General features: G+C 56.6%; 17 protein-coding genes. 9 read left to right on the top strand and 8 right to left on the bottom strand.

The genetic code is table 11. The annotated features are described in order from the left end of the window. Positions 1 to 26 precede the first annotated feature (26 nt). Positions 27 to 1,130 (top strand): tetratricopeptide repeat protein, encoded by a 1,104-nt coding sequence (locus tag AC5S27_RS17000; protein ID WP_493935758.1) that lies wholly within the window; start codon positions 27 to 29, stop codon positions 1,128 to 1,130. A 480-nt stretch (positions 1,131 to 1,610) separates the two neighbouring features. Here AC5S27_RS17000 and AC5S27_RS16995 read toward each other — a convergent pair whose 3' ends face one another. Next, a complete protein-coding gene (locus tag AC5S27_RS16995) occupies positions 1,611 to 2,003 on the bottom strand; it encodes a cupin domain-containing protein (RefSeq protein WP_493935757.1) in 393 nt (130 codons plus the stop codon). Positions 2,004 to 2,125: 122 nt separating this feature from the next. Here AC5S27_RS16995 and leuS point away from each other — a divergent pair, with 122 nt between their 5' ends. From leuS to AC5S27_RS16975, 4 genes are all read left to right on the top strand, one after another. Further along, positions 2,126 to 4,630, top strand: coding sequence for a leucine--tRNA ligase (gene leuS / locus AC5S27_RS16990; protein ID WP_493935756.1), 2,505 nt, complete (start codon positions 2,126 to 2,128; stop codon positions 4,628 to 4,630). A gap of 59 nt (positions 4,631 to 4,689) precedes the next feature. Beyond that, a complete protein-coding gene (locus AC5S27_RS16985) occupies positions 4,690 to 5,583 on the top strand; it encodes a hypothetical protein (protein WP_493935755.1) in 894 nt (297 codons plus the stop codon). Positions 5,584 to 5,649: 66 nt separating this feature from the next. Continuing rightward, positions 5,650 to 7,200, top strand: a complete 1,551-nt coding sequence (guaA, locus tag AC5S27_RS16980; protein WP_493935754.1) for a glutamine-hydrolyzing GMP synthase — start codon at positions 5,650 to 5,652, stop codon at positions 7,198 to 7,200. A gap of 3 nt (positions 7,201 to 7,203) precedes the next feature. After that, on the top strand, positions 7,204 to 8,439 hold the full coding sequence (locus AC5S27_RS16975; protein ID WP_493935753.1) for a glycosyltransferase family 4 protein: 1,236 nt from the start codon (positions 7,204 to 7,206) through the stop codon (positions 8,437 to 8,439). Here the strand turns inward: AC5S27_RS16975 and AC5S27_RS16970 are convergent. Both AC5S27_RS16970 and fba read right to left on the bottom strand, forming a co-directional pair. Then, entirely contained in the window at positions 8,436 to 9,050 is a 615-nt protein-coding gene (locus AC5S27_RS16970) for a DUF421 domain-containing protein (RefSeq protein ID WP_493935752.1), read from the bottom strand. The genes AC5S27_RS16975 and AC5S27_RS16970 overlap by 4 nt on opposite strands. Positions 9,051 to 9,190: 140 nt before the next feature. After that, positions 9,191 to 10,240 (bottom strand): class II fructose-bisphosphate aldolase, encoded by a 1,050-nt coding sequence (fba, locus tag AC5S27_RS16965; protein ID WP_493935751.1) that lies wholly within the window; start codon positions 10,238 to 10,240, stop codon positions 9,191 to 9,193. Positions 10,241 to 10,581: 341 nt separating this feature from the next. On the opposite strand from fba, the gene msrA reads away from it, so the two are divergent. Next, on the top strand, positions 10,582 to 11,229 hold the full coding sequence (msrA, locus tag AC5S27_RS16960) for a peptide-methionine (S)-S-oxide reductase MsrA (RefSeq protein ID WP_493937328.1): 648 nt from the start codon (positions 10,582 to 10,584) through the stop codon (positions 11,227 to 11,229). A 31-nt stretch (positions 11,230 to 11,260) separates the two neighbouring features. On the opposite strand, the gene AC5S27_RS16955 is transcribed toward msrA, so the two are convergent. After that, positions 11,261 to 12,943, bottom strand: coding sequence for a DUF1570 domain-containing protein (locus AC5S27_RS16955; protein ID WP_493935750.1), 1,683 nt, complete (start codon positions 12,941 to 12,943; stop codon positions 11,261 to 11,263). On the opposite strand from AC5S27_RS16955, the gene AC5S27_RS16950 reads away from it, so the two are divergent. After that, positions 12,935 to 13,708, top strand: coding sequence for a hypothetical protein (locus AC5S27_RS16950; protein ID WP_493935749.1), 774 nt, complete (start codon positions 12,935 to 12,937; stop codon positions 13,706 to 13,708). The two genes, AC5S27_RS16955 and AC5S27_RS16950, sit on opposite strands and share 9 nt — an antisense overlap. 20 nt (positions 13,709 to 13,728) lie before the next feature. Here the strand turns inward: AC5S27_RS16950 and AC5S27_RS16945 are convergent, their stop codons facing one another. From AC5S27_RS16945 to AC5S27_RS16935, 3 genes are all read right to left on the bottom strand, one after another. Then, entirely contained in the window at positions 13,729 to 14,853 is a 1,125-nt protein-coding gene (locus AC5S27_RS16945) for a DEAD/DEAH box helicase (protein ID WP_493935748.1), read from the bottom strand. A gap of 522 nt (positions 14,854 to 15,375) precedes the next feature. After that, positions 15,376 to 18,066 carry an ABC transporter permease gene (locus AC5S27_RS16940; RefSeq protein WP_493935747.1) on the bottom strand — a complete coding sequence of 897 codons (2,691 nt, stop codon included), beginning with the start codon at positions 18,064 to 18,066 and terminating at the stop codon, positions 15,376 to 15,378. 28 nt (positions 18,067 to 18,094) lie between these two features. Continuing rightward, positions 18,095 to 18,478 (bottom strand): PadR family transcriptional regulator, encoded by a 384-nt coding sequence (locus AC5S27_RS16935; protein WP_493935746.1) that lies wholly within the window; start codon positions 18,476 to 18,478, stop codon positions 18,095 to 18,097. A 50-nt stretch (positions 18,479 to 18,528) separates the two neighbouring features. On the opposite strand from AC5S27_RS16935, the gene AC5S27_RS16930 reads away from it, so the two are divergent. Next, a complete protein-coding gene (locus tag AC5S27_RS16930) occupies positions 18,529 to 19,470 on the top strand; it encodes a hypothetical protein (protein WP_493935745.1) in 942 nt (313 codons plus the stop codon). Between the two features lies 1 nt (position 19,471). Here the strand turns inward: AC5S27_RS16930 and AC5S27_RS16925 are convergent, their stop codons facing one another. Beyond that, positions 19,472 to 20,026, bottom strand: coding sequence for a molybdopterin-binding protein (locus AC5S27_RS16925; protein WP_493935744.1), 555 nt, complete (start codon positions 20,024 to 20,026; stop codon positions 19,472 to 19,474). Between the two features lie 38 nt (positions 20,027 to 20,064). Here AC5S27_RS16925 and AC5S27_RS16920 point away from each other — a divergent pair, with 38 nt between their 5' ends. Continuing rightward, the gene (locus tag AC5S27_RS16920) at positions 20,065 to 20,532 is read left to right on the top strand and encodes a NuoI/complex I 23 kDa subunit family protein (protein ID WP_493935743.1); all 468 of its coding nucleotides are present in this window, start codon (positions 20,065 to 20,067) and stop codon (positions 20,530 to 20,532) included. The last annotated feature ends 3 nt before the right edge of the window (positions 20,533 to 20,535 follow it).

The raw sequence follows: 20,535 nt of genomic DNA, 5'->3' as shown, positions 1-20,535 counted from the left end.
GGGTCGTTTTCATGCGGAGAACAGAGATGAAACTTCTACTGGAGAAGCTGTCCCGGTATTGGCAGCTTCGTTTTCTGGCTGTTTTGGCCGGAGTTGCCTTGATCGTTTATGCAGTTTTGTTGCCAACTCACGACAACGACGGGAATGACTCAGCGATTTCTGCGGTTTCTGCTTCCCAGCTACAGAAGGCGCCGCGCTCGGATGAGCGTGTGCCAGACGGAAGCGTTGAAACGGCAAAAGGAGAAAATATTGGAGCGCCGACCACATGGTTACAGCTGAACCGCGTTGCGGCAACGCAACTGGATTTGGCCGCAGACCAGTATGCGCAGGAAGACTTTCCCCGAGATTTTTCAGAGTCGATCCAGCAGCTTCGACGCGCTTCCAACAAGGGCGACGCTACAGCGCAAATCCTATTGGGGCATGCCTACGAACGCGGGTTGGGCGTACCCAAGGACATGGCAGAAACGGCGCGATTGTATGCTCGCGCGGCGGAGGTTCGTTCTGCCGGGAGTTTGAGTGCGGACTCTCCGGTGAACTACTCTCAGGCTCTTGAAACTTATCGAAGGGCCGCCGAACAAGGCGATCCGGCAGCGCAACTCTACCTGGGTTTGGTCAATGACGTGGGAGAAGATGCACCCAGAAATATCTCGGAAGCCGTACGTTGGTATCGCAAGGCAGCGGCGCAGGGAAGCGCTTCCGCGGCTTGCAATCTTGGCCTGCTCTACCACAATGGTGATGGTATGCCCAAGGACAGTGTGGAAGCGGCGGCGTGGCTGGAGCGGGCTGCGGCGAGGAGTAGCGCCAGTGCGCAATATGCCCTGGGCCAGATGTATGCTCAAGGCGACGGCTTCCAGAAGAATGATTCCAAAGCTGCAGAGTGGCTGGAAAAAGCTGCAGGGCAGGGAAATGCCCCGGCACAGGTTGTTTTGAGCTCGATGTACGCCTCCGGCCGCGGCGTACCCGGAAACACGGCGAGGGCGTATATGTGGATCAACCTGGCTTCAGCCACAGAGCAACAGGCAAGAGATTCAAGAGAGCAGGTTGAGAGGGCAGTTCCGCCGGTCGTCGTCGCTGAAGGGCAGCGGCTCACACACGACTGGCTCCTGCGGCATAGGGCGGTGGGTTGGTAAATCGTTGCACTACGGGCCTAACCTGTTGGTAATAAAAATAGGTGACTTTGGTTCGTGCAAGTTTCTGGATTCGTGCTAATCTTGCTGCCGTGGTTGAAAGCGAGGGTGAAATGGCTTCCTGTATGCACGACGGACAAGGTTGCAGCCCCAAAGTTGGCGCTCTGCACAAGTGTGCTGGGTATTTTGAGTGCTCTTTTGCTTGTGAAAACTACGTTTGTGATAACTATGTGCATCGCAGCCGGTACGGCACGTTTTGCGCAAAGTGTGCTCCGGCACCGCCGGTCTTCGATATGCCGAGGGCAGTGCGGCAGATCCATCACCTGGCGGGGCAGGCTGCAAGGGTGGGAATGAGCCGGCACGTCAGCCCACAACGATGACTGCATTGCGCGTTTGTGCGAGACCAAAGTTTCGTACCAGGGTGCAAGACACTCTTATCGGATATCTTTCCTTCCGCGTTGCGCTCCAACACGATTGCTGAAGCTAATTCTCCTTTTCCAGTTCAACGACCATAACCACGATGGGTTTATCTCCGGCGTTCACGTCGGCGTGCATGGTATTGGCCGGATTTTTCGGTAGCCAGTAGGCTTTTCCGTTCTCCCAGATATGCTCTTCAGACTTGCCATCTGACTCAACGATCTTCATGGTGCCACCGGCCATCGGGATAATGACGCGCGGATGTTCGTGACGATGCATTTGTAGCGGAGCGTTGGGCATGACCGTAGTCTTCCAGACTTTCACGTCTTCGTTTTCGAATTGCGGAATTCGCAAAGTCTGAGAACTATTGGTCTGAGAGTGAAGGAGGGCCAGTGCGCCTCCACAGGTGACTGCTCCGATGACCGCTCCGATAGCCGCGCTGATGACAGTCTTTCGCAAGGGTTTCTCCTTCTGGCTGGGGAATTGCCTTTAACGTTATCTGTGCTTTGACGGGAGTCTAGCACGGCGAAGCCTTCCGTCGCGGGACGAGATTTCACTCGTCCATTTACACTTAGAGAGTTATGGCGGACGAACAAGAGTTGCGTTACGAGCCGGCTGCAATTGAGCCGAAGTGGCAGGCCCGGTGGGCTGCGAATCCTGCGATGTACTCGGCTGAACCGGCCGGTACGGACAAGCCGAAGTACTATGTCCTTGAAATGCTGCCGTATCCCAGCGGGCAGTTGCACATGGGCCACGTGCGGAACTACTCGATTGGCGATGCACTGGCTCGCTACATGTGGATGCAGGGGTACAACGTGCTGCATCCGATGGGATGGGATGCGTTCGGGCTGCCTGCGGAGAACGCGGCACTCAAGAACAACACGCCTCCGCGCGAATGGACCATCAAGAACATTGCGGCGATGAAGCGGCAAATGCTGCGGCTTGGGCTGGCCTACGACTGGGCCAACGAAGTAACGACCTGTCTGCCCGACTACTACCGCTGGAACCAGTGGTTCTTTCTGCGGATGTACGAGCGCGGGTTGGCGTACCGGAAGCAGAGCAAGGTGAACTGGTGCTCGCTCTGCGCTACCGTGCTCGCAAATGAACAGGTGATTGAAGGATGCTGCTGGCGTCATGAGGAAAATCCGGTGGAGCTCCGCAACCTAGAGCAGTGGTTTTACCGGATCACCGATTACGCTCAGGAACTCCACGACGGCCTCGACAAGTTACCGGGATGGCCGGAAAAAGTCCGCACCATGCAGCGCAACTGGATCGGCCGCAGCGAGGGAACCGAGGTTGATTTCGGCGTAGAAACTTTGCCAGAGGAAAAGATTCGCGTCTTCACGACGCGCGTGGACACTATCTTTGGCGCAACCAGCGTTCAGTTGGCGCCGGAGCATCCGCTCGTTGAGAAACTCGTAGAAGGAAACCACGACCTGGCAGAAGCCGTCGCGGCAATGATTGACGCGCAGAAGACAGCGCGCGAGGCCGGTGACCTGGGTGCCGTAGAAAAGCTCGGCATCGATCTTGGCGCGTACGCCGTGAACCCGTACAGCCATGCGCGTGTGCCGATCTGGGTGGCGAATTACGTTCTGATGGAGTACGGCACAGGGGCGATCATGAGTGTGCCGGCGCATGACGAGCGTGACTTTGAGTTCGCGACTAAGTACGGATTGGAGATCCGGCGTGTCATCCGCCCCGTTGACGATTCAGCAGCGGAGCCTGCCCTGCCGTACATTTCCGAGGATGGAGTGCTCCAAAATTCGGGTGACTTTGACGGTTTGAACTGTGAACAGGCTCAGCACGCGTTGCAGATCGAGGCAAAGGCCGGGGGATTTGGGGAGGCGAAGATTACCTTCCGGTTGCGAGACTGGGGCGTAAGCCGACAGCGGTACTGGGGAACACCCATCCCGATGGTGAACTGCCCGGAGCACGGACTGGTGCCGGTCCCGGATGACCAGTTGCCGGTTCTCTTGCCGGACAGCATCGAGATTACGCAGGAGGGCGGTTCGCCGCTTTCCCGTGTGCCGGAGTTCCTGAACACGAAGTGCCCGAAGTGCGATGGTCCAGCCACGCGCGAGACGGACACGATGGACACGTTTGTCGACTCGAGCTGGTATTTCTACCGCTACACGGATGCCCAGAATTCGAAAGCGCCGTTTGATCCGGCCGTGGCGCAGTACTGGTTCCCAATCGACCAGTACATCGGCGGTGTGGAGCACGCGATTCTCCACCTGATCTATTCGCGCTTCTGGACCAAGGTGATGCGCGATCTCGGATTGATTGTCAATGACGAGCCCGCCACGCGATTGTTCACGCAGGGAATGGTGATCAAGGACGGCGCGAAAATGTCGAAGTCGAGGGGCAATGTAGTTTCGCCTGACGACATGGTGGCCCGATACGGCGCTGACGCTACGCGCATGTATTCGCTCTTCGCCGCACCGCCGGATCGCGATCTCGACTGGCAGGAGGATGGTGTCGCCGGTATCAGCCGATTCCTCGGACGCGTCTATCGGCTCGTGGTCCGCTTCGCTCCTCTCGCCAATCAGGCGAAAGGCCAACAGCGCGGCGAAGTCACTGGGATTTCTCTCGCTTTGTTGCGGAAACTACATCAGACGATTGCCAAGATTACGCAGGATTTTGGCGGCCGTTGGCACTTCAACACTTCGATCGCCGCAATTATGGAACTGGTGAACGAACTAGTGGCGGCCGACGCAGCGATTGGTTCGGGTGAAGTCCCGGCGGCCGTGGTGGCGGAGTTGCTCCGTTCGCTTGTGCTCCTGATCGCTCCGTTTGCCCCGTTTCTTGCTGCCGAACTTTGGAATGAGCTTGGAGAAAAGGGTGATGTCTTGCGGACCTCCTGGCCTGTTTCGGACGCCTCCCTCGCAAGGGAGGACGAGATCGAAGTTCCGGTTCAGGTGAACGGTAAGCTTCGTTCCGTCGTACGGCTGGCAGCTGACGCGGACAAGCAAGCCCTAGAGGCGGCGGCGCGCGCGGATGCCGCGGTGCAGCCGTGGATTGTCGGCAAGGTAGTAGTGAAGGTGATCGTGGTGCCTGGCAAGCTAGTGAACCTGGTGGTGAAGTAGTGCCGGAACCTGTATCGAATGCGGGCAGGATTCGCGCCACGCAGTCACTCGTGAGTCACATGAGTTTCTGCTGGCGCCATCCTTCGCTTACGGCGATCGAGATCGGCTGGCGATGGCTGTTTGGTGTGCCGTTCCTGGCTTTGTTGTGGATGCAGTCGGAGAAGATTCAGGAACAAATACCTGCGTCGAGGACTGGACTAGCGCGTCTCAATTTTCAAAATCCCTGGTTGTCTTCCGTTCTGTTAGTGGACGCGGTGGGCACCTATGAGCATGCTGTCTTAGCTGCGCTGGCATGGACTGTTCCGATAGCGGTGGTGGTGTGGGCCATCTTTTCAGGCTTGGGTAGGACCCTCGTTCTTTGGCGCATGGATGCTCTGGACGAAGACGGCGCTCGGCCGGGACTGGCACCGTATCTGCGGCGTGTGCCGGGGATGGTCGTGTTGCAAGGGCTGTGGATCCTGGCACTCTTGGGCTGCTTCTGGCTCTGGTATCGCGGCGTCTCCTGGGCCGCTGCAACACATCTGACTGTTGCCGCCGAGCCGGATCTGATTGGCTACCTTTGCTGGCTTATCTTCCTATCGTTGGGACTGTATGTACTTTGGGCGGTGACTAGTTGGACTCTTGTAATGGCGCCAGTCCTCTATCTGCAGGAAGATTGCTCTCTTTTTAGCTCCTTAACGCGGAGTTTCCAGCTGGGCAAGGCGTTCTCCGGCAAGCTGATAGAAGTGAACTTAGTTACGGCCATCGTGAAGATCATGTTGATTGTGCTCGCGATGGTTTTTTCGGCTGCTCCCCTGCCCTTCGCCGATCAATTTGGTGAGGATGCAATGCACTTGCTCTATGTTCTCGTGGCGATTGCATTCCTGATCAGCAATGATTATTTCCACATGGTGCGGCTGCAAAGTTTCCTTGCATTCTGGAAGACTTATCGAGGTCCGGACGAAGCGCGGTAGCGTTCTGACAGTCGATGGGCGAAAAGTGCTCTTGTCAGGTTGGCCCAAGCCCTGACACACTGGTATGTGGACACCCAAAGTATCGTTATCCTGGATTTTGGCTCGCAGTACACGCAGTTGATTGCGCGCCGGATTCGTGAGCAGAATGTTTTCTCGGCTGTGCTGCCCTGCACGGCTTCGATCGCTGAAATTCAAGCTTATTCACCGATCGGAATCATCCTTTCGGGCGGGCCGTCGTCTGTTTATGACGCCGACGCTCCCGATGCAGATCCCGGTGTGCTGTCGCTCGGCTTGCCAGTGCTTGGCATCTGCTACGGCCTTCAGTTCATCGCTTATCATCTTGGCGGCAAGGTCGTATCGGCAGACAAGCGCGAGTACGGCCATGCCGAAGTGATTATCGAAGATCAGGAGACGGCGCTTTTTGCAGGGTTACCACCGACGCTCCAGGTCTGGATGAGCCACGGCGATGAAGCGCTTGAGCTGCCTGTGGGTTTCCATCGAACTGCGAAGACATCCAACGCACTGGCAGGCATCGTCAACGAAGATCGGAAGATCTGGGCGGTGCAATTTCATCCTGAGGTGCACCATACGCCGCTTGGTCGCGAATTGATCAAGAATTTTGTCTTCGGCATTTGCGGCGCGAAGGGTGACTGGACGCCTGCACACTTTATCGAGTCCACGGTCGCGTCGATTCGCGAAAAGGTTGGCTCCGGTCATGTGCTCTGCGCGCTCTCCGGCGGAGTTGATTCTTCCGTTGCGGCGGTGCTTGTGCATCGTGCCATTGGTGATCAGCTTACCTGCGTCTTCGTGAATAACGGGGTGCTGCGCAAGAACGAATTCGCCCAAGTGACGAAAAATCTACGCGACAAATTAGGGCTGAACCTGGTGCCGGTGGACTCCAGCGATCGCTTCCTCGATAAGCTCGCAGGTGTTACCGATCCGGAGACGAAGCGCAAAGTGATCGGCCGCGAGTTCATTGCTGTTTTCGACGACGAAGCGCATCGTATTGCAGAGCAGTCCGGCGAAATCGATTGGCTCGTGCAGGGAACTCTGTATCCGGATGTGATCGAGTCATCGAGCGTACGCGGCCCCTCGCAGACCATCAAAAGCCATCACAACGTTGGCGGCCTGCCCGAGAACATGAAGATGAAGCTGATCGAGCCTCTACGCGATCTCTTCAAAGACGAAGTACGGCGTATCGGTCGTGATCTTGGCATGCCGGAGGATATCCTCGGCAGGCAGCCCTTCCCCGGACCTGGGCTTGCAGTTCGCATCCTCGGCGAGGTGACGGCGGAGCGCGTTGCAATCCTGCAGGAAGCCGACGACATCGTTGTCAGCGAGATTAAAGCTGCGGGGCTTTATTCTCAGGTGTGGCAGAGTTTCGCGGTGCTGCTCCCCGTGCGCAGTGTAGGTGTGATGGGTGACCAGCGTACCTATGCGAACACGTGCGCAGTACGCGCCGTACATTCGGAAGATGGCATGACGGCCGACTGGGTGCCGCTGCCATACGACGTGCTGAAGCGTATCTCCAGCCGCATCGTGAATGAGGTTCGCGGTATCAATCGTGTCGTCTATGACATTACTTCCAAGCCGCCCGGTACCATCGAGTGGGAGTAAGCGATGGTCATCGTAAGCCACCCCACTGGAAACGCCAATGTTTCTGCTGTCGTCACAGCGCTGGATGAGCACAATTTACTTACGGCGTTCTATACATGCGTTGTGTGGCGTCCAGACAGTGCAATGGCTAAGATCTTGCCGGGGAGCCTGAAAACAATGCTGCAGAGGCGCGCGCGGGTGCAGCTGGATCCGACGCGGGTGCGTACCCGGCCAACGCGTGAATTGATTCGCAATTTGCTGATTCGCGCGGGCAAGAAGAAGTGGATTGTGCGCGAAGATAACCCATTTTCCATTGACTCGGTCTATGCCGGCGTTGACCGGCACGTTGCCAGGGAGCTTCATCGCTATCCCGGACTGCGCGGCGTATATGCCTACGAAGACGGCGCCTCAATCCAGTTTGCTCGCGCGCGAAAGTTGGGCATCCGCTGTCTCTACGACCTTCCGATTGGCTATTGGCGCGTCAATAGAGAGATTTCAATCGAAGAGGCGGAATTGAAACCAGGATGGAGCGGAACATTGAATGCCCTGGCCGATAGTGATCGAAAGCTCGAACGGAAGGATCTTGAAATCTCTCTGGCCGACACGATCTTCGTTGCTAGCTCTTACACTCGCAAGACGCTCCAGTCATATAAGGGCGAAGCGAAGAAGGTCGTCGTGATTCCGTACGGTACCCCGCCGCCGGTCGATAAAGCTCGCGAAGTGACCCGCTCAGACGCGCCTCTGCGTGTGATTTATGTGGGATCGCTTACCCAGAGGAAGGGCATCGCCTATCTTGCCGAGGCAGTCGAAAAACTTGGGAGTGCTGTTGCGCTCACGTTGATTGGCCGAAAGGTCGGCAAATCAGAGTTGCTTGATAAGTTCTGTGCCGGCAACCGCTGGATTGAATCGCTGCCTCATGCCGAGATTCTGGATGAGATGAGCAGGAACGACGTGTTGGTATTTCCGTCTCTTTTCGAGGGCTTCGGACTCGTAATCGGCGAAGCGCTCTCGCGGGGCTTGCTCGTCATTACTACGCCGCATACTGGCGGTCCCGATCTGATGCGGGACGGGAAGGACGGTTTTATTGTGCCGATCCGAGATTCGGAAGCGATCGCGTTGCGGCTCACGCAGCTGTACGAGGATCGCGATCTCCTGCATGCGATGAGCGAGTCGGCTCGCGAACGAGCCGGACAAATGAGTTGGCAGATTTACAAGGACGGCACCGCCCAGGCGGTTCGCGATGCCATCGGCGCCGATTAGCCGGCTTGCGCGTCGCGAAGACTCTTCACCTCACGCATCAGTTCTTCTAACTTCTCCATGAGCTGTTGATATTCGCGTTCGCTATAACTGGGCTCACTCCCTTCCACAAAGAACGTTCCGCTTGGCTCCAACTCGCAACGCCGAACATCATGCAGATGTGTAAAGCCCTGCTTGTGAATTGCGGACATCAACTCCTCAGTGGTGAGTGATTCGCGTTTCATCGCTGCCTCGTCCATCTTGCCGTTCTTCACAAGCAATGTGGACCGTCCTTCGACCAGCCGTGTGAGTTTGGGGGAACGGAACAGCATCTTGGCGACAAGCCAGTTGATTGCAAGGAGAGAAAAAGCTCCAATTATGCCGCCCGAGACAGAATTGTCTTCTCCGATAATGGCATTCTGCACGGTGTTCGAAAGTGAGAGAAGGACAACTAAGTCAAATGGATTCAACTGGGCCAGCTCTCGCTTACCAAAGAGACGCAAGAGTCCCACCAGTACGGCATAGACGATGATCGGCCGCACCAGCTTTTCGATTACAGGCAGGGGCAATTGGAACATGTGGTCCATCGAGTCGCGGATCGATTTGATGAGTTCAGGCATCACCGTAACAATCATGTTCTTCTCCGTTTGCAGCGTTCCAGTAGAGATCGGACATTTGCCCCTTGATCCTACTGGACGAATTTCAGAAAGCTAGCGCAAAAAGGAAACGGCCACTCCGCGCAATGCGGAATGGCCGTGAGTGAGTGGAAAGCAAACTACTTCGCGGAAACCAGCGGTGCTGTACTCAGCGTGCCGTTGGCATAGCCCTTGGCCTGCTCGGCAATCGAAACTGCTGTGTAATCGCCCGCATGACCGGCCTGACCAAACTGCACCATACGGGTGGCAACAACCTTCTGCATCGCCTCGCGAGCCGGCTTGTTGTAGTCGCGCGGATCGAACTTCTCGGGGCTCTCCCACAGCACTTTCCGGATAGCGCCGGTGATGGCAAGGCGGTTGTCGGTGTCCACGTTGATCTTGCGGACACCATTCTTGATGCCCAGCTGAATTTCTTCCACCGGTACGCCCCAGGTTTCCTTCAGGTGGCCACCGTACTGGTTAACGATGTCCTGCAGGTCCTTCGGAACCGAGGAACTGCCGTGCATGACGAGATGGGTCTTCGGCAGGCGATTGTGGATTTCGATCAGCAGGTCCATCTTGAGTACAGAGCCATCCGGCTTTTTGGAGAATTTATAAGCGCCGTGGCTGGTGCCGATGGCGATCGCCAGCGCGTCCACGCCGGTGCGCTCGGCGAATTCAACTGCCTGGTCGGGATCGGTTACGTGCTCGAGTCCGCTGCCGCCGGCACCGTGGCCATCCTCAATGCCGCCGAGGACGCCGATTTCGCCTTCCACCGTAACGCCGCGCTCGTGCGCGTATTCAACCACGCGGCGGGTCACTTCAACATTCTCTTCAAATTCGGTCGGGGTCTTGCCGTCGGCCTTGAGCGAGCCGTCCATCATCACGCTGGTGAAGCCCAGCTCAATCGCGCTCTTACAGGTTTCAAAGCTGTTGCCGTGATCCTGGTGCATGGCGATCGGAATGTCAGGGTAGAGCTCAGCCGCAGCGAGCATGAGGTGATACAGGTAGCGATCCTGGGCATACTGCCGGGCTCCGCGGCTCGCCTGGATGATGACGGGAGACTTGGTCTGCTGCGCGGCCTCCATGATGGCCTGGATCTGTTCCATATTGTTGACGTTAAAGGCACCGACACCATATCCGCCCTTGGCGGCTTCGTCGAGTAGCTGGCGCATTGAAACTAGAGGCATAGGAATTCTCCTTCTTGGCTCCATCCGCTCAAGACACGTGAGGGGCGGTGGCAGCAATCGCTCTAATGGTATCAGACGTTTAGCCGGGCGATTTGCCGCAGGCCAAGGTCCCCTGCGAAGTCTATGCGCTTCCGTCGCCGCGGAATTTTCCGGAAGCGGACTGCCACGGATCGCCAGGCTGAAATAGAGTGCGCTCTCTTTTTGATGTTGATAGCACAGGATTGCCGGTAGCAGTGCTGTAACCGTTTCGATTGCCGCGTATCTAAACTGATATTGGAGCGGGCGTAGTCCCGCGGAGGCTTAACATGGCTGCGTATTTCACAAACCGTCGTCTCGCCCTCATGCTATCGGTCCTTCTCATCAGCAGCGTTGGCTGCCACGCAGCCGCAAGAACGCCCGCTCCCGCGCCCGTAACAGACGTGCCTCTGGCAAAGCAGCCCGGCAAGGCGACCGCTATCTTTGCCGGCGGCTGCTTTTGGGGAACCCAATCTGTCTTTGAGCGCGTTAAGGGAGTGCTCGATACGACGGCAGGGTACGCAGGAGGGTCTGCTTCGACTGCGACGTATGATCAGGTGACGACGGAGACCACCGGCCATGCGGAGTCGGTCAAGGTTATCTACGATCCATCGAAGATCACTTACGGCCGACTACTGCAGATTTTCTTCTCGGTTGTGCATGATCCGACCCAGCTCAATCGTCAGGGGCCGGACGTGGGAACTTCGTATCGCTCGGCAATCTTCTACACCAATGAGGAGCAACGCCGCATCAGCGCTGCATACATCGCGCAACTCGATGCTGCGAAGGTATTTCCCAAGCCGATCGTGACGCAACTTACACCACTGAAGGGCTTTTACGACGCGGAGTCCTATCATCAGGACTACGCGCTCTATCATCCTGACAATCAGTACATTTATGTCTGCGATAAGCCCAAGGTGGACGCGCTGAAAGAGGAGTTTCCTGAACTCTTCAAGGATTACAAAGGGAAGTGAACCGTATCACTGGCTACATAGCGCGGCTTGTTTATTTTCTGAGTTCGATCGAGAGTACTCGACCATCTACGGACTTATCTGCGCTGTCCGTATACTGAACGCGCGCCTTCATCCCTTCGATATCGTGGCACGGATTCATTTCGTTCTTGGGTTCGAAGCCTAACGCGGAAAGTTCCAGCTTGTAGTAGTCGTTGGTGTAAAGTGCAACGGACTTCTTTGCCCCTTCGACGCGAAAGTCCATCACCGCCGGATAAGTGCATTCGACGTGCCGAATCACCCCAAGCAACTCATGCTGTATCCCTGCTGAGGTTTCCACGGGATGTTTGGGTTTCACTTCCGCTTCGACCACGGTCCGGCTCGCGACACTTGCGTTTTCGCCGTTGATCACTGTAGCGGTGAAGTTGGTGTGTGCGCCGGCCTGCGCCATGCGTTGTGCCGTTTCCAGGTTGATCTGGATAAGTCGAATCTCGCTGGGATCTTTTGCCAGACCTGAAGCACTATGCAGGGCCGCAACTGCCTCGTCGTACTTCCCCATCGACATTAAGATCGTGCTTGCATTGATGCGATAGTTGAGGTTGCCGCGGTCAAGCTGTATGGCATGAAGATTCAGCATCCGGGCTTCCTCGAGCTTCTCGTGTCGTTGCGTGAGTACATTCGCCAGGGCATCATAAGCAGGCGCGAAGGATGGATTAAGCCGAATGGCTGTGCGCAGACTTGCTTCGATCTTCTCGTCTGAGTCAGGACCGCCCCTGCCCATCGACATTGCTCCAAAGTAGTAGTTCGCCAGATAGTTCTGAGAGTCGAGCTTGACTGCTTCCCCGTACCATTTCCGGGCCGTTTCCTCGTCGTGATCGCGAAAGGCGATATAACCTTTGGTTTCGTAGGCCTCCGCACATTTGGGATCGGCTTTCAACACAGAATCAATCAGTGCGAGCGCCTCATCCTTACGGCCGATCGAAGCAAGAAGATCTGCCCGGGCTGCGTCGGACCCTGTCTGCGTCATTTGCCTTACATGATAAGAAGCTTCGTTCAAAGGGGCCGCAGCACTCGAAAGCACAAACTCTTGATAGCTGGCGTTGTTCACATAGCTGTTCAAGGCAGACTGAAGCTGCTTCAGATCGCCGAAGGCTTTTTGTGCAGCGTCCACGGGATCTTCGTGATTTCTGACAAGGGTTAAGTAGTCATCCAATTGGTGCAGGTGCTTCACCCGGTCATTCACTTCGATGTAATGGGTCAAGGCCCAGGACTCTGAATAGAAGATGGAGCCTTTTTCTTCTTCGTGGTAGTAAGGAGAACTATGGTCAACTTTGAGCAGCGTTGCCAGTGGGATCATCTTTGTCTGACGTAGATAAAGAATGTCGTTTACACTCGGTTGCCCAAGATGTACATCCTTATCGCGAATGGTCGTGTTCTGAAAGAATTCAGCCAGTCCCTCATCTAGCCAGAGCGGCATCCACTCGAGGGCTGCCGACATTTGCAGATGTGTGTATTCGTGGTAGACGACAGAATAAGGATGATCGTCTTCAACATCCTGACGAAGTAGAACGTAGTTTTTGTCCTGTGTCTTTAGAAAGAATCCACCGATACGTAACTGGCCTTTGGCGAGATAGTCGGCAGGTTCAAGCGTCTGAAACTCTTTGTAATTTCTTACAGCAACAATAATGATGGGCTGAGCCGGGTCGACGTTTACCTTGGGAAAAAGCGTGTGAAACATCCAGCGCATGCGCTCGAATTGGTCGACGACCTGCTTCCCCTGCTTTTCGCCAGAATTTGTAATGACCGTAAAGTGGTCGCTCTTGATTTCCAGCCATTGCTGCGGTGCTATGAAGGCTTTTGCATTGCGCGTCTTGAGCGAAACCACAGCGATGAGCAGAATAATCAGAAGTTTACGCATGAGATTGCGGCCAGTGTAACAGAAAGGGAATGGCGAACCGATGATGGGAATGGATATGCACCGCAAATTACAAAAGGCCGATTCGTTGTTAGCGAATCAGCCTCTTATATTGTTGTCGATTACTTAGCGGATAACTTAGTAGCGACCGCCACGACCGCCGCCACCGCCACGGTCATTTCCGCCGCGTCCACGACCGCCGCCACCGCCAGAACCACCCTTTTGCGCCTGGAAGCAATCGCGGCAGAACACCGGACGATCGCCTCTCGGTTCAAAAGGAACCGTAGTCTGCTGGCCGCAGCCAGAACAAACCACTGCTGTTCCCGTGGTTGCGCGAGAGCTATAACCACCGCCCCCGCCGCCGTAGCTGCTTCCGCCGCCACCAAAGCCGCCGCCACCACCACCAGCTTGGTCGGCCTTCTTGGCCTGTCTGCAAGGCTTGCAGCGCTTCGGCGTCGAATATCCCCGTTCCTGGAAGAACGTTTGGTCAGCAGCAGTAAAAGTAAATTCCCGTCCGCAGTCGCTACAGGTAAGTTGCAGATCTCCAGCCATTGTGGTTCCCCTTTTTCAGTTTGTGAAAACCCGTAGACCTCGCGGGTACAGATAGTCTACGCGCTTTGCGGCGCTGTGACCCGAAATCGTTTCATAGAAATCGATAGTGAACGCTCGATTTTCCGCAAATCACTACGTTCCGACGCCGAGGCGAAGGTGGAAGCGATACCTTTGCTCGAAGCGCGGCCGGTACGACCAATGCGATGCACAAAGTCTTCAGCAACTTTCGGGATATCGTAATTTACGACGTGAGCAACATGGGCAACATCGATGCCGCGCGCTGCCACGTCGGTAGCTACAAGGATCCTGTGACGGCCTTCCGAGAAGCTCTTCAGTGCCTGGTTACGCTGCGCCTGCGAACGATCGCCGTGAATCTGTGTCGCCGAGTGGCCCGAACGAGCAAGCCGCGTAGCTACGCGATCTGCACCATGCTTGGTGCGAACGAAGACCAGAAAGCTGCCTTCGCCAGACTCAAGTAGATGCTCAAGCAACTCATGCTTCTTATCCTGCTCTACTTCAAATGTCTGTAACTCAACGTTCTCAGAAGGCTTAAGTACCGAACCAATCTCGATGCGAACCGGATCCTTGAGATACTCGCGGACGACTTCCTTGATCTGCGCGTCCAGCGTAGCGGAGTAGCAAAGAGTCTGACGAGACTGCGGCAGGCACTCAGCGATACGACGGATGGCCGGCTTGAAGCCCATGTCCAGCATGCGATCGACTTCGTCCAGGACGAGAATCTGTACCTGGTCCAGCTTGACCAGTTTGCGCTTGAGATAGTCTTCCAGGCGTCCTGGGGTGGCGACGATCAGGCGTGCACCGCGCCGAATGAGCTGCAGCTGCGGGCCTTCTGCCATGCCGCCAACAACCAGGGCGACGGAATTTGCAGGGTTGGTATTCAGGCTGCGGAAGGCAACCTCGACCTGCATCGCCAACTCCCGGGTGGGCAGCAGGATCAGCGCGGTGGCTGTGCGGGATTCCGTTTTGGCCAGCTTTTCCAGAATGGGAATGAGGAAGCTGAGCGTCTTGCCGGTGCCGGTCTGGGCAGTGGCGAGGACGTCCTTACCCTCAAGTGCCGGCGGAATTGCGCCGGACTGAACTGGGGTTGGGATGGTGAAATTAAGAGAAGCGATACGCTTTTTCAGCGTTTCGGAGATTTGAAAATCAGCAAACTGAGTCACTTGGATCCTTCTATGCGGCCTTACGCGGCATGCTCCGCGGAGCAGGATGCTGCGGGCCCAAAGTAATGCTCTGCGGTGGCTTCAAGCACCGGAAGAGAATCAATATGAATGCGTAGTGGAGTACCGAGGGGAAATTAATCCTGATGATTGAGTGAAGTAATTCTTATGAATGACTCAATCCGGCCCTGCCGCACGCTGCCTCTGATCGTGAGTGCTTCTCCCGTAAGGGTTCAGCCAGACTCATGCGATCTGCTACCCGCTTGAACTTCACACATAAGCGGTTACGCTGTAGGGGCTTGGAAAAGTGCTTTGCGGGGCAGTCCAGCTTTGTGGCCCAGCGGAAAACCCTGTCAGGGTCCGGGACCAACGTCTCCTGGCGTTACTGGCTTGCAGGAGAGCAAGAATGGCTCACAACCAAACAACTGAGCGCAATTCAAGATTAGCACAGTTAACGATTATGTCAACGGCAACGCAGTCTTGAGTGACCTACGAGTAACCGGCTCTGCAGCGAAGGTTGTAGCCTTACTCACAGCGAATCGCCGTTATCGGCTCGATGCGAGCAGCGCGGATCGCGGGCAGCAGGGAAGCGGCACTTGCGATGATCGCCAGTGCCGATACTGATACCAACAGAATCCATGGATCGCGCGGAGACGTTTCGTAAAGGAAACTGGCGAGAGCCTTTGACGCGAGAACCGCTGCGATCAGGCCAGCGGCCGATCCGGCAATCGCGACCACAGCGTTTTCGCGGAAGACCAGCGCGACAACGCTGGCCCGCTGCGCTCCCAGCGCCATGCGAATGCCAATCTCGCTGGTGCGCCGCGCCGTGGCGTAGGAGAGCGTTCCATAGAGACCGATAGCCGTGACAAGCAAAGCGCAGCCGGCGAAAAAGACGGAAAGCATCGCCATCACTCGTTCGCTGCTGATCGATCCGCTCACCACATTCTCCATCGAAGTCATCACCGGCGCGGGAATTTGTGGAGCGATTTTCGCAGCCAGGGAGCGCGCAGCTGCAGCCAGCGGCTCCTTTGGTCCATCCAGCCGAACTACGGCCGAGTAGGACGGCTTCTTACGATCGACCTGCGTAATAGGAAAAAATGCGGCTGCGGGCGACGGCGCGTGCAGATCTTCGTACTTGGCATCGGCCACTACTGCGATTACTTCATAGTTTTTCTTGTCCTTCACGATCTGCTGTCCGAGAGGGCTTTGCCCGTGGAAAAACAGCTTTGCCGCCGACTCATTCAGGATGATCTTCAGCCCCGACGTCGCCGTGTCGCTCCAGGCAAAATCTCGACCTGAGAGCATCGGCGTGCGCATGGTCTCAAAGTAGCCTGGGCCAACGGCATTCAGGTCAAGATCGTGAGATGTCTCTCCGGGCCTGCTGAAGTCTTCGTCCCAGGATGTATTCGTCAGCGGGATGATGTGGGTGAAACTGACGCTCTTGACGCCAGGCTGGCGGCTGAGAGCTTCTCCAAACTGTTGATAGACGCGGATAAGCGGATCGCCATCGAGCGGCTGTTTGTCCATCTTCAATTCGATATTCACGAGACCCTTGGGATCGAAACCTAGGTTCGAACTGTACAAACGAAACAGGCTGGTAGCGAGAAGGCCTGCGCCGATCACCAGAAGCAATGCGAGGCTGACCTCAGAGATCAACAGAAGCTTGGGAAAGAGCTTGCGCCGTTCATGCGCTTGTGTTGTGTGCTGACCTTCTTTGATCTGTTCATTCAGGTTGCCGGAAGTTGCCATCCATGCGGGAACCAGACCGATGAGAAGTGTGGAAAGCCCCGCAGCAATCGCGGAAAAGGCCAGCACTCTTACATCGATAGACGTATCGAGAAAGACGGTCCTGCGTGAAGCGCTGAGCAGGGTAGTCGCAATCGCCTGACTGACAAGTGGCGCCAGGATCAGTCCAATCACCGTGCCGGAAGCGGCAATAAGCAGGCTCTCGACCAGCAGTTGCTGAATGAGTCTGCGCCGGGTCGCTCCCATGGCAAGCCGTGTTGCCAGTTCACGCTCGCGGGCAGCGGAGCGCGCCATCAGAAGGCTGGCCAAATTCATGCACGCCAGCAGTAGTATTCCGCCGCACATGGAGAATAAGGCGATCAATGGCTTCTGAAAGATAAAGCGAAGGTAAGTGAAGCCCTGCGAGCCAGTGGTTGCGGCAAAGTGAAAATGCCGTTTCTCCATTCGGTCAAGCTCATTGGCATCTCCGCCAGAAGCTCGAAGAATGGGCATGGAGATGGGAATCAGCGCCGCATTCGCCTTTTCCAGCGTGACACCATCCTGCATACGGCCCATGATGGTGAGCCACCACCCATGCATGCCGGCCTCGATCATGTTCTCCGGTGCGTCGACAATCGGCTCGTCGGCGAGGGGTACATAAATCTGTGGCCGCTGCGTCGGGTCTGCTCCTGTAAACCGCTTAGGCATCACTCCGACGACTGTAAAGCTGTTGTTGGCAATCGTGAGCTTGGTGCCGATCACATCCGGGGCGCGGTTGAACCAGCTCTGCCAGAAGTCCTCGGTGATGACAACCGCCAGACCGTCAGGGTTGCCACCCTTTTGATCATCCGCCGGAGTCAGATAGCGGCCAAGCAACGGAGGAGTTTGCAGCGCGGAAAAATACGATCCGCTCACCAGCATTCCGTCAATACTCTCGTTGTTCGAACGCCCTCGAACAAGCAGTTTGCTTCCGCTGTACGCGAAGACATCCGAGAAAATCTCATGTCTCGACTCAAGTCCGCGGAAGAGCGGAGCCGGCATACTGTACTGCAGTCTTGGACCGCTCACGTCGATGCCAATGACAGCCAACTGTTCGCTGTGAGGTACGGGGAGCGGGCGAAGCAGAAGACCATTGACAAGCGAAAAAACGGCAGTGTTTGCGCCGACGCCAAGAGCCAGCGTGAGCAAGGCGATGGCTGTGAATCCAGGAGACTTCTTAAGCAGACGGATAGAGAACGTGATATCGCGCAGCAGATGTTCGAGCGCGCGGAACTGCCAAAGCTCTCGCAGGCGCTCTTGCCAGCGGCTCTGGTTACCGAAGGTGCGGCGTGCAGCGGCGTTCACCTCGACGGCAGGCACGCCCTGGCGTAAGAGCTTTTCACGAAGGAGCGCCTGATGGAATTCAAGTTCCTCGGCCATTTCGCGGTCCATGCGCCTCTTGCGGAAGAGAGACTTCAGCCGGCCAAGAAATTCGTCCACGTTGGATGTCATGATTCTCTCTCCTCTTAAATTGGTCTGATCACGAAGCCTGCATTACGAAAGCCACTGCAGCCGAAAGCCTTGCCCATCGCTGGGATTCCGCGTTGAGCCGCTTCTTACCTTCTGCGCTCAACTGATAAAACTTGGCGCGACGATTGTTCTCTGATAAACCCCACTTCGCTTCCAGCAACCCACGCAGTTCGAGACGGTGCAGAGCGGGATAGAGCGCACCCTCTTCCACCCTGAGCAACTGCTGTGAGGTCTGATGGATCCACTCCGCCACCGCATAGCCGTGCTGCGGACCACGCACCAGTGCCTTCAGCACCAGCATCTCCAGCGTTCCCTGGATCAAATCGCCTGAATCGTTGTTTTCTTCCCTAATCATCTTAGGGAAGAGATTATGAAGAACTGTACCCGTTGTCAACTGGATTCTCTTGGGTGGAACGATTTTGCGGGGACCGTCATACTAGACCAATGCGATTGCTCCGCTTTCTCAAAGCCGCTCCTTCCGCCTTTCTTGCGACCGGCCTATGCGCAATGATCTGCGGGCCTGGTCTACTGCAGGCCCAGGTACCACTCGACGCCTTTCATTGGATCGACTTCCGCGATGCGAAAGATGCGCCCACCGTGACCTGGGTGACGACCGCGCTCAAGGCAGAAAAATGGACCTCAATCCGAGAGATCGGCGTGCAGTGGGATGCGGCCATTGTGGTAACCACGGAACGGAAGACCAATCAGTCGATGCCTGCGACCGACACCTATACGATCTGGAATGTTTCGCTGGCGAAGCAGGAGGCACAGCCTCTCCTGCACGGCGTGAATGCGCACATTCTGAATTTCACCAGCTTCGGCGCGACCGGCTTGCAGGCCCCGGAGATGGGGCTCGTGTATGAGGATTGCCTGGGCTGTGACGCGCCCTCAACCTTTTTCACTACGCTTTACTACAACTTCAAAGAACATGCGTGGCGTGCGCGCTGGATTCACGGCGACCAGGCTGCCGTCCTGTGGACTGGCGGCTCCATTGATGGGGTGACCCGCACCCAGGTTTATGGCCTGCTGACAGACCTCTCCGGACACAACATTCTCGGAACCTGGAACCACTACGACTACGGCAAGACCAAGCCGGCCGAAGACTTTGTTTTCTCCTACAGCGTGGATGGAGCCAGCGGCCTCGAACAGACCCAGGCGCTCAGCGGCAAACCCGCTGACCAGATGAAAGACAAACTTTGCCGGGTCGGTACAGGGCAGGCAGCCCAGGGTGATCCGCTTACGACAACCCTGGCGCGCGGACAGGATTCCGACCTTTGCCAGGAGCTACTTGGAACAGCGACAAAAGCTCGTCCTTCGCGGCGGCCAAACACGACTCCACCCGCGAACAACCACGGCAAGTCAACTCCGCCGGGCTCGAAAAAGTAGGCTATTGGATCGGCAACACGCGAATCGCAACAAGATTGCGCACCCAGCGCGCGGGACGCTTTTCGCCGGTCGTCACCAGTTGCAGCGGCCCGCTGCCGGATATCGGCTTGCCATCCATTGCGTCGGCCACCAACGTCGTGCCATCGTGCACATCCGGGGTCACTTCGCCGACTGAGTAGGCGACCTGATATCCGTCCGATCCCTCGGCGACCAAATATAGCCGGAAATCCTTCCCGTGCGGTTTTTCCGGCACACCAAGCCGTGCGAGTAGCACGATCAGCGGGACGCCGGAGTAGGTCTGCTCGGCCTTCGCATGCTCGTTGTAGACCTTGATCGTGGTGTGAGGGAGAGCGGCGAGGGTAGCCGCCGTCCATTCTTCGGTCTTGCCGTTGTAGGTGACCTTCAGCGGTCCAGCGGGCGGCGTCTTGGTCTCGGGCGGCATCTCGGCCATCGGCTTGGCAGGAGTCGGGACCTGTGGCGTGGTCTGACCCAAGCCCAAAGTTGAAACGGCGACGAACGACGACAGCAAAACCGATTGCCAAAACCTGATACGCATGAGGAAACCCCTCTCGAAATCCATCGTATACTGACGATATGTCGATTGTGGGCAACATCGCGGGCATCGCCAAGGGCATGAGCATCACCTTCAAGGAGATGCTGGAGCCGACACAGGTTGAAAACTATCCCGACGGGCCTGGCCCGCTGCGGGGAGCGAAGTTCGAGCAGCGTTTTCGCGGCGCGCATGAGTTGCAGCGCGACGAAAACGGTCTCGAAAAGTGCGTCGCCTGTTTCCTCTGTGCGGCCGCCTGCCCGTCCAACTGCATCTTTATCGAAGCAGCGGACAATACCAAGGAAGTTCGCATCTCCTCCAGTGAGCGCTACGCGAAGACCTACAACATCGACTACAACCGCTGCATTTTCTGCGGTTACTGCGTAGAGGCCTGCCCCACCGACGCCATCACCCACGGTCACGGCTTCGAACTGGCCGCCCTGAACGCGACGAATCTGGTCATGCGCAAGGACGATATGCTGGTGCCGGTAGCGGCGCTCACGGCGAAGTAAGCC

The sequence above is a fragment of the Acidicapsa borealis genome (genome assembly GCF_059115245.1).
The sequence above is the reverse complement of the archived record's forward strand: the minus strand, read 5'-3'. Positions and strand labels throughout refer to the sequence as shown.